This window comes from Streptomyces sp. AMJ-169, assembly GCF_055597585.1.
The window spans coordinates 210,793-223,718 of record NZ_JBVLTJ010000006.1 but is presented as its reverse complement, the minus strand read 5'-3'; the positions used below and the strand labels follow the sequence as shown (position 1 = coordinate 223,718).

The following is a 12,926-nucleotide window of genomic DNA, read 5'->3' as shown; positions in this document are numbered from 1 at the left end:
CGCAGCTGTGCGTGAGGCCGCCGCGCAAGGTTCCACGCGGCCTCACGTGAGAGGCCGCCGCGCAAGCCCCACGCGGCCGTACGCGAGGCCGCCGCAAAGCCGTACGCGAGCTGGCCGCGCAGCCCCGCCTGAACCTGCCGCGCCGCCCCGCTTGAACCCGCCGTGCCGCCTCACCTGAACCCGCCGTGCCGCCTCACCCGGGCCTGCCGTGCAGCCGACCCGAACCCTCGCGCCGCCTCACCCGGGCCCGCCGTGCCGCCTCACCCGGGCCCGCCGCGCAGCCGACCCGAACCCTCGTGCCGCCTCACCCGGGCCCGCCGCGCAGCCGACCCGAACCCTCGTGCCGCCTCACCCGGGCCCGCCGCGCCGCCTCACCCGAACCCGCCGCGCAGCCCACCCGAACCCGCCGCGCAGCCCCCGCTCCCGCCCGCCCCCCCAGGTGCTTTTACGGAGCCTTAACGGGACGGACATCGGTCGAAGTGTTCGGCGGGAGCAGCATGACCCCAGTTTGGTATACCAAACCCCGCTGAAGCGGCCCTCTGAAGTCCCCCCCGCCCTCCGCCACCCCGTCCCCAGGAGCCCCCCGTGGCATTGGCCGAAAGTACCCAAAGCACCGGCATATCCCCCGAGTTCACCCCCGACCCCCGCCTCGTCAACGAAGACCTCGCGCCCGCCGAGAAGCGCAACTGGAAGGTCTTCGACCTCTTCGCGATGTGGATGTCGGACGTCCACAACCTGGGCAACTACACCTTCGCGGCCGGCCTGCTGGTCCTCGGGATGAACGTCTGGCAGGTGTTCACCTCCCTGCTCGCCGGCTTCGTGCTCATCTACATCGGCATGAACTGGATGGGGAAGATCGGCCAGCGCCACGGCGTGCCGTTCCCGGTCGTCAGCCGGATCAGCTTCGGCGTCTGGGGCGCCAACATCCCCGCGCTGATCAGGGCCGTCATCGCGATCATGTGGTACGGCATCCAGACCTACCTCGCCTCCGTCGCCGTCAACGTCATGCTGCTCGCGGCCTGGCCGGGGCTGGAGTCCTGGACCCGGCACTCCTTCCTCGGCCTCGACGCGCTGGGCTGGGTCTCCTTCCTGTCGCTCTGGCTGATCCAGGCGCTGATCATCAGTCAGGGCATGGAGTCGGTGCGCAAGTTCCAGGACTTCTGCGGGCCGGCGATCTGGCTGGTGATGATCGCGCTGGCGGTGTGGATCCTCGCCAAGGCCGGCTGGTCGATCTCGCTCACCTCCACCCCGCACCCGGTCTCCGTCGGCGAGCAGTGGCGGCAGTGGTTCGGCGCGATCGGCCTGATCCTCGCGACCTACGGCACGCTGATGCTGAACTTCTGCGACTTCTCCCGCTTCGCGCCGGACCAGAAGACCGTGCGGCGCGGGAACTTCTGGGGGCTGCCGGTCAACTCCACGGCCTTCGTCGTCGTATCCGTCATTGTCACGGCCGGTTCCCTGAAGGTGTTCGGCGAGGCCATCACCGACCCCGCCGAGCTGGTCGCGAAGGTCGGCAACACCTGGGTGCTGGTGGTGGGGGCGTTCACGTTCGCGGTGGCGACCATGGGCGTCAACATCGTCGCCAACTTCGTCTCCCCGGCGTACGACCTGGCCAACGTCTGGCCGCAGAAGATCACCTTCAAGGTCGGCGGCCTGATCAGCACCGTCGCCGCGCTGCTCGTCACGCCGTGGAACCTCTTCTCCAACCCCACGGTCGTCAACTACTTCCTCGGCGGCCTCGGCGCGTTCCTCGGACCGCTGTTCGGCGTGATCATGGTCGACTACTACTGGGTCAAGCGCGGCCGGGTCGACACCGAGGAACTCTTCGACGCCCGCCCCGGCTCCCGGTACTACTACCGGAACGGCGTCAACCCCAAGGCCCTGTGGGCGTTCCTGCCCTCCGCCGGCGTCGCCGCGGTCCTCGCGCTGGTGAAGACGTTCAGCGACGTGGCGCCGTACTCATGGTTCATCGGCACGGCCCTCGCCGCCGGCCTGTACATGGCGATCTGCCGGAGCGAACGGGCCGAGCCTGCCGGGCAGGAGGTCTGAGCGGGTGCGGATCGTCGTCACCAACTGCAACACCACGCAGGAGATGACCGAGGAGATCGTACGAGGTGCCCGGGCCGCCGCGGCCCCGGGCACCACCGTCGCGGGCCTCACCCCGTCCTGGGGCCCGGAGTCCGCGGAGGGCTGGCTGGACAGCTACCTCTCCGCGGCGGCGGTCCTCGACACCCTGCGCACCTACGACGGTCCCGCGTACGACGCCGTCGTCCTGGCCGGCTTCGGCGAGCACGGCCGGGAGGGGGTCCGGGAGCTGGTCGGCGTACCCGTCGTCGACATCACCGAGGCCGCCGCCCACCTCGCCTGCCTCCTCGGCCGCCGCTACGGCGTGATCACCACGCTGGAGCGGACGCGGGGGCAGATCGAGGACAGCCTGGAGCTGGCCGGAGTCGCCCGCAACTGCGTCGCGGTCACCGGCACCGGTCTCGGCGTCCTCGAACTCACCGACCGGGAACGCACGGAGGCGGCGTTCCTCACGGCGGCCGAACGGGTGGTCGCGGCGGGCGCGGAGGTCCTGGTGCTGGGCTGCGCAGGGATGACGGGCCTCCAGCGGACGGTCGCGGAGAAGCTGGGGGTTCCGGTGGTGGACGGGGTGGGGGCGGCGGTCAAGCTGGCGGAGAGTCTGGTGTCCTTGGGGCTGACGACGAGTCGGGTGGGGGGTTATGCGGCGCCGCTCGCGAAGGGGAGACGGTGGGGGCGGCCCTCCTGAAGTGAAGTCACGGGAGTTTTAAGGGACCACGGCGACGGCCGTGATCTCCACGAGCTGTCCGCTGTAGCCGAGCGCCGAGACGCCGAGGAGGGTGGAGGAGTGCGGGCCGAGACTGAGCCCTGAGGCTTCGACGACCTCCCACACCTTGGCCAGCACGGCGCTCTCGGAGCTCACCACATACACATCGGTGTACACCACGTCCCCGAACCCGCTCCCCACCGCCCGCAGTTGCTCCCCCAGATTCCCCAACACCTGCTCGGCCTGCCGCACATGATCCCCCGCCCCCACCAACTCCCCCTCCGCGTCGAGCGGTACCGCTCCGGAGAGGAAGGCGAGCCTGGTCCCGGCTTCCACGGTCGAGGCGTGGGAGTAGGTGGGAGGCGGGAAGAGGTGGGGGACGGTGCTGCGGCGGATCATGCGGGCTCCTCTGGGTCCTCGGTCTTCTGATCATCCGCAGGGATGAGGCCCCTCGCACGCGGTTTTCCGGTGGCCGTCGCTGAGGACGCGGCGCGGCATGGGTGGGTGGGCCGCTTAGACGTCGGCGGCTGGAGAACCGATCGCCGGCTGCGTTCGCAAGGCCCCGCCCGCGAGTTGCGTTCATAAAGAAGGCGGCCAACCCCATCCTTCTTCATCTCCATGAAACGCAAACCACCCCCACCCCTCCGTACCGTAGAAGCACCCCCCGGTCGACGAAGCCCGCCGGTATCCGTCAATTGTCGATCGGCAGGAGCCCCGTGCCCCCTCGTCCCCGTGTCGTGCTTCCCCCCTGGCTGGCTCATGCGCTGCGGGCGCAGCGGGGGCCCGTGCCGTGGGCCGCGGTGGTGCGGGGGGCGTTGGCCGCCGGGCCGCTGCTGGGAGGGGCCGTCGCGTTTCATGCGACCTCGCTCGGTGTCGTCGCCGCCATCGCCGCCATGCTCGCCGGGATCAACGACCGGCCCGGGAGCCGGCGGGCCGCGGTGCGGCGGCTGGGGGTGCCTGCGCTGGCCGGGGCCGGGGGGATGCTGGTCGGGACGGTCGTCGCCGGGCGCGTCGACGCCGTCGTCCTCACCCTTGTGCTGACCGGGATCGGGCTGCTCGCGGGGTGCATGAGTGCCATCGGGCCCGTCGCCTCCGCCGGGGGGACGCAGATGCTCGTCGCCTCCGCGATCGGGGCGGGGATGCCGGTGGAGGAGAGCGGGTGGGTGCGGGCCGTCGCGTTTCTCGGCGGGGCCGGGTGGCTGATTCTGCTGCGGCTCGCGCTGCCTACGCCTGGGGCCATCGCCGGGGACTTCCGGTTCGACGGGGAGCGGGCCGCCGTCGCCGGGGTGTACGACGCCGTCGCCGGGCTGCTCGACGCGGCCGGAGGTTCCCACGCCGGGCGCGCCCGGGTCGCCCTCACCGCCGCCCTCGATCACGCCCAGGACGCCCTCACCGGGCCCCGGTTGCGGCGGTTCGCGAGTTCCGCGGCCGAGCGGCGGCTGCACGCGCAGTACGCCGCCGCGCTGCCCCTCGCCGAGGCCGCCACGGCGCTGGCCTGGGCCGGGGAGGCGGTGTCGGGGCGGGCGGCGGAAGGGCCGCGCCGGCTCGCCGTCGCCGTACGGGAGAACACGCCCACCGGTCCGCTGCCCGCGCCCGCCCGCTCCGCCCCGGCGCTGCGGGCGCTCGACGACGCGCTGCTGCGCGCCGCCGAGGCCTTCGACCAGGGGCACGGGGTCGCGCTGCACACCCGCCGGCGCGGCGCCCGCGATCTGCTGCGGGCCGCGTTCGGGGCCGGCGGGCGCGAGTACGGGCTGCGCGTCGCCCTCTGCTTCGGCGCCAGCGTCGCCATCGCGCAGGCGCTGCACCACTCCCGCTGGTACGGGGAGCACAGCCACTGGTACTGGCTGCCCGCCACCGCCGTCTTCCTCGTCAAGCCCGACCTCGGGCCGCTCGTCTCGCGCGTGCTGTCCCGGGCCGCCGGGACCGTCCTCGGGGCGCTGCTGTTCGCCGCCTTCGCCGCGTTCCTGCCCCGGCCCGAGGGGCTGATCGCGCTGGTCGCGCTGAGCGGGGCGGTCATCCCCGTCGCCACCCGGCACTTCGCCGCCCAGACGGCCGTCGTCACCGTCCTCGTGCTCGCGCTGGTGATGGTCGGGGGCGAGCCGCAGGCCTCGCTCGGGCGGATCGGCGAGACGCTGCTGGCGTGTGTGCTCGTGCTGGTCGTGGGGCATCTGCCGATGCCGGGGGAGCAGCAGCGCGGCGGGCAGGTGCGGGCGCGGCTCGCGCTGGCCGCCGCGTCCGCCGGGGAGTACCTGGCGCACGTCCTCGCGCAGGGCGCGCGCGCCGAGCGGTGGGCGCTGCGGCGGGAGGCGTACCGGACGCTCGCCGAGGCCCGCGCCTCCATCGCGCTCTCCGCCGCCGAACACCCCGCCCTCGCCCGCCACACCGAGGGCACCGACGAGGTCGCCGTCCTCCTCGAACGGCTCGTCGACACCATCACCGCCTGTGCCGTCCAGCTCGACGACACCGGGCACCTCGGGCGGCGGCACCGGGAGCTGCTGGACGAGATACTGGGTGAACTCGCCGGGTACCGGGGGCGGTTGAAGCTGGTCGGGGAGCTGCCGCGCGCGGTGTGAGCGGGCGGTGCGAAAAAGGCAGGGGGCCGCGCAAAAAAGGCAGCGGGCCGCGCAAAAAATCTTCCCGCCCGGCGATGAGTTCCGCACCCCCCTCAAGTCACCCCCTCCGTAACGACCTTGCGGCACGGAGGAGTGGTTCGGCGATGGTGTTCCCGGAGATCGTTTCGCGGGCGGAGTGGGTGGCCGCGCGGGCCGAGCTGCTGGCGAAGGAGGAGGCGGTCGCGCGGGCGCGGGAGGCGCTGAGCGCCGAGCGGCGGCGGCTGCCGGTGGTCGAGGTCGAGGAGGAGTACGTCTTCGAGGGCGGCGACGGCAAGGCCGTACTGCTCGATCTCTTCGCCGGGCACGCCCAGCTCGTCGTGCACCACTTCATGTTCGCGCCCGAGTGGGAGACCGGCAGCCGCAGCAGTGCCGCGTTCCTCGACCAGGTGGGGCACCTCGCGCATCTGCGGGCGCGCGACACCGCGTTCGCCGTCGTCTCCCGGGCGCCCTACACCCGCATTCTGCCGTTCCAGGCGCGGCTCGGGTGGGTGCTGCCCTGGTATTCGTCCCACGGCAACGACTTCAACCGGGATTTCGAGGCGACCGTCGAGCGGGCGGACGGGGGGCTGGTGGAGCGGTCGGGGGTGAGCTGCTTCCTGCGGGAGCGGGAGCGGGTGTTCCACACGTACTCGGCGTTCGGGCGGGGCCTCGACGGTCTCGGCTCGGCCGCCAGCCTGCTGGATCTCACGGTTTTGGGACGGCAGGGGGAGGCGAGGGTGCTGTTCCATGACGAGTACGAGTTCTGAGCGGCACCGGCTTGCTGAACTGCTCCGCCTGCAACCCGTACAGCTCCGCGTACACCCCTCCCCGCGCCAGCAGCCCCTCCGGCGTCCCCGACTCCACCAGCCGCCCCTGATCGAGGACATGCACGAGATCCGCGTGCCGCACCGACGCCAGCCGGTGGGTGATCAGTACGACCGTCTGCCCGCTGCCCGCCAGCGCGCGGATCTTCTCGAACACCTCCAGCTCGGCCCGCGCGTCCAGCGCGGCCGTCGGCTCGTCGACGACGAGGATCCGCCCCCGCCGGTAGGCCGCCCGCGCGATCCCGAGCCGCTGCCACTGCCCGCCGGACAGCTCGTGCCCGCCGCTGAACTGCCGGGCCAGCAAGGTGTCGAGGCCGCGCGGCAGATCGCCGACGACGTCCTCGGCGCCCGCCTGCACGACGGCGTCGGCGAGCCGTTCGTCGGTCAGCGGCGCGGCGGGGCGGCCGACGGCGACGTTGACCTTCGCGGTGAACGGCCACCGCTTGAAGTCCTGCGCGACCATCGCGATCCGCTCCGCCAGCTGCCGCCGGTCCGCGCCGGCCGCGTCGACGCCGTCCCACAGGATGCGCCCCGCATCCGGCCGGTACAGCCCGGCGAGCAGCTTGACCAGCGTGGTCTTGCCGGAGCCGTTCTCCCCGACGAGGGCGATGATGCGGCCGAGCGGGAGGGCGAGGGTGACGTCGTCCAGCGCGGGGCGCGAACTGTCCCCGGGATAGCGGAAGGTGACGTTCTCGAAGCGGATCTCGCTCGGCTCGGCCGGGAGTTCGGCGCCCCCGTCCGGGATCGCGTGCTCGGCCGCCTCGACGTACAGCCGCTGGAGATCCCCGACGAACAACGCCTCCTCGTGCAGCGAATTCATCTCCAGCACCAGCGAGTTGAGACTCCCCGAGCCGCTGCGTACGGCGATCACGGCCGTCCCCGCCACCGACAGCGCCATCGCCCCGCCGAGCAGCAGCCCGCCCAGCGTCGCGTACGTCGCGACGGTCGCGAGGCCCGTCCAGCCCGCCGCGATCAGGCCGGTGCGCGCCGACAGCCGTGCCAGGCGCGCCTGTTCGGCCTCCGCGGTCTCCGCCATCTGCCGGAAGTGCCGCAGCAGGAACGGGCCCACGCCGTGCACCCGGATCTCCGGCGCCGCGGCCGGCTCGGTCAGCAGCCCCGCGATCAGCTGTCCTGCGCGGGCGTGCTGCACCCAGGTGTGGAACGACTCGTAGCGCCGGCGCGCGTTGGTCAGCGCGCTCCACGCGCTCGGCAGGGTCATCGTGACCAGCAGCGGCAGCAGCGCCGGATGCAGCACCGTCAGCACGCCCGCCGCCGCGGCCAGCGAGATCACCGCGTTCACCACGCGCGTCCCGTACCCGATCATCCGGCGCGCCGACGCCGCGCCGTACTGCGCGGTGTCCAGCAGCTTGTGGAACGCGTGGTCCTCGATCGCCGCCAGCTCCACCCCGGCGGCCCGCTCCAGGTACAGCTCGGTCGCGACCCGCTCGACCTTCGGTTCGAGCCGCCCGGTCGCGTACGTCGACGCGGCCCGCAGCAGGGCGCCGGTCAGCAGGACGACGGCCAGCGCGGCCAGCGCCGGGGCGGCGCCCTCGACCCGGTTCTCGATGGGGCCGCCGGTCAGCAGGCGGGCCAGGACGGCGTTGGTCGCGAGCAGGCCGACGGCCTGGGAGACGCCGCGCGCGGTCTCCGCGGCGACCACGATCCGGGCGGCGCGGGGGTCCGCCTGGCGGGCGAGGCGCAGGCTCATCGCGAGGAGGGAGGGGAGGCGGGTGAGGAGGGCGCGCAGGCCCAGCGCCAGGACGGCGTCGTTGTGCTGGTTCCAGCCGGTGTCGTAGCTGAGGGGGCCGCCGAAGAGGAGGCGTTCGGAGTCGGAGACGCGGCGGGGGCCGGGGGGTGAGTCCGGGTCCGGGTCCGGGGTCGGGGGCGGGTCCGGTGGGTCGCTCGGGGTCTGTTTCGTTCGCTGCCCGCGCGGTGTGCGCACGGCCGACCTCCCCCGGTGCCGATGGCGTGACGGTGCTGTCATATGCACGGAGGGCCACTATGGCGTGTGGGGCCTGTGTGGGGGAGGGCGTGCGGGGGGAGGGGGTGGGTGCGCGGGCGTGCGCCGCACAGGGGGCTGCGGGGCGACTTGGCTGCGCCCGGCGGCGACTTGGCTAAGTCGTACCGGCGCGAAGTCGTCTTACGCGCTGATCGGCCTGGACCAGGCCGGTGTCTCGCCCATCAGCCGGCACAGCGCGAGGTACAGCGGTATCGGCGGGGTGTACGGCAGCGTGCCGTCGGGGCGGTGGACGAGGGTGAGGGTGCGCGGGGCGTCCGGGACGATCGCGCCGGTCGCGTACCGCGCGGGCGCGGGCCAGTCCAGGGCGTAGTCGGAGTCGGCCGGGACGAGCCACCACCAGTGCGCGTCGTCGGCGTACACGCAGCCCACGCGCGGCAGCCGGGCCGTCAGCAGCGGGCCCAGGCGGGCGGGGATCGCCACGGCGTCGCAGCCGAGGGGGGCGGTCATGCCCTCCGGGAGGGGCAGCCGCAGCGGCTTGTCGGCGTGGCCCGCGAGGTCGCGTCCGATCCTGACGAGTGTGTTCATGCTGAGCACCGGCCCTTCGGCGGAGAGGGCGCTCACTCCCGGCTCCGCTCTTGCTCCATGGAGGCGGACGGCTCCGGCGGCCATGACGCGGCGTGCGCCGGAGCGGGATGCGAGCGCCAGGGGGTGAGGTCGGCGGCCGTGCTCTGCGCGCGCTGGTGCGGCACGGAACGGGCCGGGTGACCCTGGGGATTCTGGGAGTGCACCGGGGTGGGGCTCGGGACGTGACTTTGAGGGTGACCTTCCGCGCGGCGCGGCGCGGACTGTCGTACCGCAGTCTGTCGTACCGGCGTGTGCTCCTCGGGGGCGGGGTGGGGTAGTGCGGTGAATCCCTGGTGGGGGAGGGCGAGTTGGCGTACGACGCTCGTGTGCTGGGTCGCCGTCTGCTTCTTCTCCGTCTCCTCGGCGGTGCCCGTGTTCTCGCCCTGGCGTTCGGGGGCGGGCTTGGGGCGGGCGCCCCAGCCGAGGTCGGCGTGCGCGGTGTCCTGCGGAGCGTCACCCCGGGGGAGGTCCGCCCAGACGAGGAGGCCGGAGCCGTGCTCCTGGGCGCCCCACGCGCTACAGATCGCGTCGATGAGCAGCAGGCCGCGGCCGTGCTCCTCCTCGGGGCGCTGCGCCGCCGGGCGCGGCTCACCCGTCGTGCACCCTTGATCACGCACGGTGATACGCACCACGTCGCCGCCGTCGTACAGCTCGCACACGACGGTCCCGCTCTCGGTGTGCACGATCGCGTTGGTGACCAGCTCGGAGACGACGAGGGCGGCCGAGTCGCAGGTGTCCTCGCCCACCGACCAGCCGGTCAGCCGGGCCCGGACCAGGCGTCTGGCCTGAGCGGGGGAGGCCGGGTGCGCGGCCAGCTCGAACCGGAACCGGCGCGCGGCGGCCCGGTCACGGCCTGCTCCCGGCGCACTGCCGAGACCGGCGGGGCGGCCGGCGGCGTCTGTTCCTAAGGGCGCGGACGGAATCACGCTTGCCACTATCGCCCCGCCGTGAACACTTGGCAAGTGTCACTCTGAAAAATGCAGAGTGCTGTGTGACGCGGTGAGGCGCCGTGGCACACTGCTCGCAACAGCACGTAGAGCGGCGCCAATTGGGATCGCCGGCCGCCTTCCGTACCGGGCGTGTGCGTACATCGACGTACACACGCTCCGTAGTCGTACGGATCGCCGCCGGCCAGGTCTCCGAACGGCGCCGCAGGGCTGTCAGGAACCCCGGTGCCGGGGAGCCGGGCGCCCGCACGTGGTCGTCGGCGGTTCCCGGGGGTTTTGTTCGGACGTTCTTCAGCAGAGGTGGAGGTGGAGCGTGAGCGAGCCGCGGTCCGCGCCGACCGTGGGCCAGGTGGTCCTCGGACGGCGTCTGCAAGACCTGCGGGAGAGCGCGGGGCTGGGGCGTGAGGAAGCCGCCCGCGTCCTGCGCGTCGCCCCCGCGACGATCCGCCGGATGGAGACCGCCGAGGTCGCCCTGAAGATCCCCTACCTCCAGCTGCTGCTGAAGGCGTACGGCGTCGCCGACGACGAGGCCGCCGCCTTCGTCCACCTCGCCGAGGACGCCAACCGGCCCGGCTGGTGGCAGCGCTTCCACGACGTCCTGCCCGGCTGGTTCTCCATGCACGTCAGCCTGGAGGGCGCGGCGAGCATGATCCGCCAGTACGAACCGCACTTCGTCCCCGGCCTCCTCCAGAGCGAGGAGTACGCCCGGGGCGTCCTCACGTCCGGTGCCATCGGCCAGACCCGGCCCGAGGACATCGAACGCCTCGTCGACCTGCGGATGAAACGCCAGGAACTGCTCACCCGTCCCGACGCGCCCAGGATCTGGGTCGTCATGGACGAGACGGCGCTGCGCCGTCCGGTGGGCGGCCCGGAGGTGATGCGCGCGCAGTTCGGCAAACTCCTCGACAGCACGGAGCTGCCCAACGTGGTCGTCCAGGTCGCCCCGTTCGCCAACGGGCCGCACCCCGGCACCTACGGGCCCTTCGTGCTGTTCCGATTCGCCATGCCGGAGCTTCCGGACATGGTCTACAGCGAGTACCTGACCGGCGCCGTCTATCTCGACGGCCGCCAAGAGGTGGCGACCCACCTCGAGGTCATGGACCGCATGGCGGCGCAGGCCGCTACGGCACATCGCACGAAGGAGATCCTCCAGGATCTCCGCAAGGAGCTGTAATGGATCGCATCACGTCCTCTCCCTCTCCCGCGCCGCGGATCTACAACGGCATGCCCGCGCGGGAGCTGGGCAGCGAGGGCTGGCACAAGCCGTGGAGCGGCGGGAACGGGGGCAACTGCCTGGAGGCGATGAAGCTCGACGACGGACGGATCGCCCTGCGGCAGTCCACCGACCCCGACGGGCCCGCGCTGATCTACACCACGGCGGAGATGGTGGCGTTCATCGAGGGCGCGAAGGCGGGTGAGGCGGACTTCCTCCTTTCCTGAGCGGGTGACTTTTGCTGATGTTGCTTACTTTGAACAGCCGAACCTGACCGCGCCGCCCCTCCTCGTCACCGGAGCGGGCGGCGCGGCGTACGTCCGCTACACCCCCATAGGCCGGTCGAACGCCGACACCGGCGCCGGAAGCCGAGAGCTTCCCGTCATGTACCGGTCCACCGCCGCCGCGACCGCCCGCCCCTCCGCGATCGCCCACACGACCAGCGACTGACCGCGCCCGGCGTCCCCGGCGACGAAGACTCCGGGGACGGCGGTCGTGAAGTCGTCGGCGCGGGTGAGGGTGCCGCGCCGCTCCACGGCGAGCCCCAGCTGCTCGACCAGGCCGTCGGTGAGGTCGGGACCTGAGAAGCCGAGGGCGAGCAGGACGAGGTCGGCGGGGAGGGCGCGGTCGGTACCGGGCAGGGGCCGGCGGGCGGCGTCCACCTCGACGAGGTGCAGGGCCCGGACCCGCCCGTCGGCGTCCCCCTCGAAGCGGAGCGTGGACGCGGCGAACAGTCGGGCGTCGGCCGCGGGCGCCGTCTCCAGGTCGCGCGCCTCCTCATGGGCCGCCGAGAGCCGGTACAGCTTCGGGTACGTCGGCCAGGGGTCCGCGTCCTCGTCGCGCGCCTCGCCGGGACGGTCGTAGATGTCCAGCTGGGTGACCGAAGCGGCCCCTTGCCGTACCGCCGTGCCCAGGCAGTCCGCCCCCGTATCACCCCCGCCCACGATCACCACGTGCTTTCCCCCGGCCGACAAGGGTGAAGCTGAACCCGACCCCTCGCACACCCTGTTGGCCGCCGGCAGATACTCCATCGCCTGCCGTATCCCCTCCAACGACCGTCCCGGCACCGAAAGTTCCCGCCACGCCGTCGCCCCCGTCGCGATCACCACCGCGTCGTACCGCGCCCGCAGCTCACCCGCCCTGACGTCGCGTCCGACGGCCGTCCCCGTACGGAACTTCGTCCCCTCCGCCCGCATCTGCGCCAGGCGCCGGTCCAGGTGGCGCTTCTCCATCTTGAACTCGGGGATGCCGTAGCGCAGGAGGCCGCCGGGGCGGTCGTCCTTCTCGTAGACGACGACCGTGTGGCCCGCGCGCGTGAGCTGCTGCGCCGCCGCGAGCCCCGCCGGGCCCGAGCCGACGACGGCGACGCGCCGCCCCGACAGCCGGTCCGGCGGCCGGGGCGGCACGAAACCCTCCGCCCAGGCGCGGTCGGCGATCGCGCACTCGACGTTCTTGATGGTCACCGCCGGCTGGTTGATCGCCAGGACGCACCCCGCCTCGCACGGCGCCGGGCACAGCCGGCCGGTGAACTCGGGGAAGTTGTTCGTCGCGTGCAGCCGCTCGGCCGCCGCCCGCCAGTCCTCGCGCGCCACCAGGTCGTTCCACTCCGGGATCAGATTCCCCAGCGGACACGCGTCGTGGCAGAACGGCACACCGCAGTCCATGCACCGGTCGGCCTGCTCGACGATCAGCGGGAGCAGGGCCCCGGGCACGTACACCTCGTCCCAGTCCCGCACCCGCTCCGCGACCGCCCGCCGCGGCCACTCCCGGCGGGGGGCACGCATAAAACCCTTGGGGTCGGCCATGGCGTACACCTCACGTCCACGTTCTTTTCCGGACAGCGGGCGGTGTCTTTTTCGCCACGATACGACGGGGTGGGGGTGGGTGCGCGTCGGGTGGGGCGGGGGCCGGCGGTCGGGTCGGGGGCGTTTCGCGAGGCTCTGCCTGTCGGGTCGGGGGCGCTTCGCGGGGGCTGCCTG

10 protein-coding genes and 1 pseudogene are annotated in these 12,926 nt (G+C 73.0%); 6 read left to right on the top strand and 5 right to left on the bottom strand.

The genetic code is table 11. From position 1 onward, the window contains the following. Positions 1 to 585: 585 nt before the first annotated feature. Together ACYUD3_RS17040 and ACYUD3_RS17035 are read left to right on the top strand one after the other, a co-directional pair. Positions 586 to 2,049 carry an NCS1 family nucleobase:cation symporter-1 gene (locus ACYUD3_RS17040; protein WP_470970331.1) on the top strand — a complete coding sequence of 488 codons (1,464 nt, stop codon included), beginning with the start codon at positions 586 to 588 and terminating at the stop codon, positions 2,047 to 2,049. 4 nt (positions 2,050 to 2,053) lie between these two features. Continuing rightward, positions 2,054 to 2,770, top strand: a complete 717-nt coding sequence (locus tag ACYUD3_RS17035; RefSeq protein WP_470970328.1) for an aspartate/glutamate racemase family protein — start codon at positions 2,054 to 2,056, stop codon at positions 2,768 to 2,770. A gap of 18 nt (positions 2,771 to 2,788) precedes the next feature. Here ACYUD3_RS17035 and ACYUD3_RS17030 read toward each other — a convergent pair whose 3' ends face one another. Beyond that, positions 2,789 to 3,187 carry a RidA family protein gene (locus tag ACYUD3_RS17030; RefSeq protein ID WP_470970326.1) on the bottom strand — a complete coding sequence of 133 codons (399 nt, stop codon included), beginning with the start codon at positions 3,185 to 3,187 and terminating at the stop codon, positions 2,789 to 2,791. 317 nt (positions 3,188 to 3,504) lie between these two features. Between ACYUD3_RS17030 and ACYUD3_RS17025 the strand changes: the two genes are divergently transcribed. Then, entirely contained in the window at positions 3,505 to 5,361 is a 1,857-nt protein-coding gene (locus ACYUD3_RS17025) for an FUSC family protein (RefSeq protein ID WP_470970324.1), read from the top strand. A gap of 143 nt (positions 5,362 to 5,504) precedes the next feature. Beyond that, positions 5,505 to 6,146 (top strand): DUF899 family protein, encoded by a 642-nt coding sequence (locus ACYUD3_RS17020; RefSeq protein WP_470970321.1) that lies wholly within the window; start codon positions 5,505 to 5,507, stop codon positions 6,144 to 6,146. On the opposite strand, the gene ACYUD3_RS17015 is transcribed toward ACYUD3_RS17020, so the two are convergent. From ACYUD3_RS17015 to ACYUD3_RS17005, 3 genes and pseudogenes are all read right to left on the bottom strand, one after another. Continuing rightward, a complete protein-coding gene (locus ACYUD3_RS17015) occupies positions 6,085 to 8,145 on the bottom strand; it encodes an ABC transporter ATP-binding protein (RefSeq protein ID WP_470970319.1) in 2,061 nt (686 codons plus the stop codon). The two genes, ACYUD3_RS17020 and ACYUD3_RS17015, sit on opposite strands and share 62 nt — an antisense overlap. A gap of 198 nt (positions 8,146 to 8,343) precedes the next feature. After that, positions 8,344 to 8,748, bottom strand: a complete 405-nt coding sequence (locus ACYUD3_RS17010; protein ID WP_470970317.1) for a hypothetical protein — start codon at positions 8,746 to 8,748, stop codon at positions 8,344 to 8,346. A 395-nt stretch (positions 8,749 to 9,143) separates the two neighbouring features. Continuing rightward, positions 9,144 to 9,749 (bottom strand): annotated as a pseudogene (locus tag ACYUD3_RS17005) (ATP-binding protein); the annotation flags it as partial. Between the two features lie 298 nt (positions 9,750 to 10,047). Between ACYUD3_RS17005 and ACYUD3_RS17000 the strand changes: the two are divergent. Together ACYUD3_RS17000 and ACYUD3_RS16995 are read left to right on the top strand one after the other, a co-directional pair. Continuing rightward, positions 10,048 to 10,908, top strand: a complete 861-nt coding sequence (locus ACYUD3_RS17000; protein WP_470970314.1) for a helix-turn-helix domain-containing protein — start codon at positions 10,048 to 10,050, stop codon at positions 10,906 to 10,908. Further along, positions 10,908 to 11,174, top strand: a complete 267-nt coding sequence (locus ACYUD3_RS16995; protein ID WP_470970312.1) for a DUF397 domain-containing protein — start codon at positions 10,908 to 10,910, stop codon at positions 11,172 to 11,174. Before ACYUD3_RS17000 ends, ACYUD3_RS16995 begins: the two co-directional genes overlap by 1 nt. Before the next feature lie 96 nt (positions 11,175 to 11,270). Here the strand turns inward: ACYUD3_RS16995 and ACYUD3_RS16990 are convergent, their stop codons facing one another. Beyond that, a complete protein-coding gene (locus tag ACYUD3_RS16990; RefSeq protein ID WP_470970309.1) occupies positions 11,271 to 12,752 on the bottom strand; it encodes a glutamate synthase subunit beta in 1,482 nt (493 codons plus the stop codon). Positions 12,753 to 12,926 lie beyond the last annotated feature (174 nt).

Coding starts and splice junctions, on each gene's coding strand:
- ACYUD3_RS17030 (WP_470970326.1), bottom strand. CDS start 3,187: ATGATCCGCCGCAGCACCGTCCCCCACCTCTTCCCGCCTCCCACCTAC.
- ACYUD3_RS17020 (WP_470970321.1), top strand. CDS start 5,505: ATGGTGTTCCCGGAGATCGTTTCGCGGGCGGAGTGGGTGGCCGCGCGG.
- ACYUD3_RS17010 (WP_470970317.1), bottom strand. CDS start 8,748: ATGAACACACTCGTCAGGATCGGACGCGACCTCGCGGGCCACGCCGAC.
- ACYUD3_RS16995 (WP_470970312.1), top strand. CDS start 10,908: ATGGATCGCATCACGTCCTCTCCCTCTCCCGCGCCGCGGATCTACAAC.
- ACYUD3_RS16990 (WP_470970309.1), bottom strand. CDS start 12,752: ATGGCCGACCCCAAGGGTTTTATGCGTGCCCCCCGCCGGGAGTGGCCG.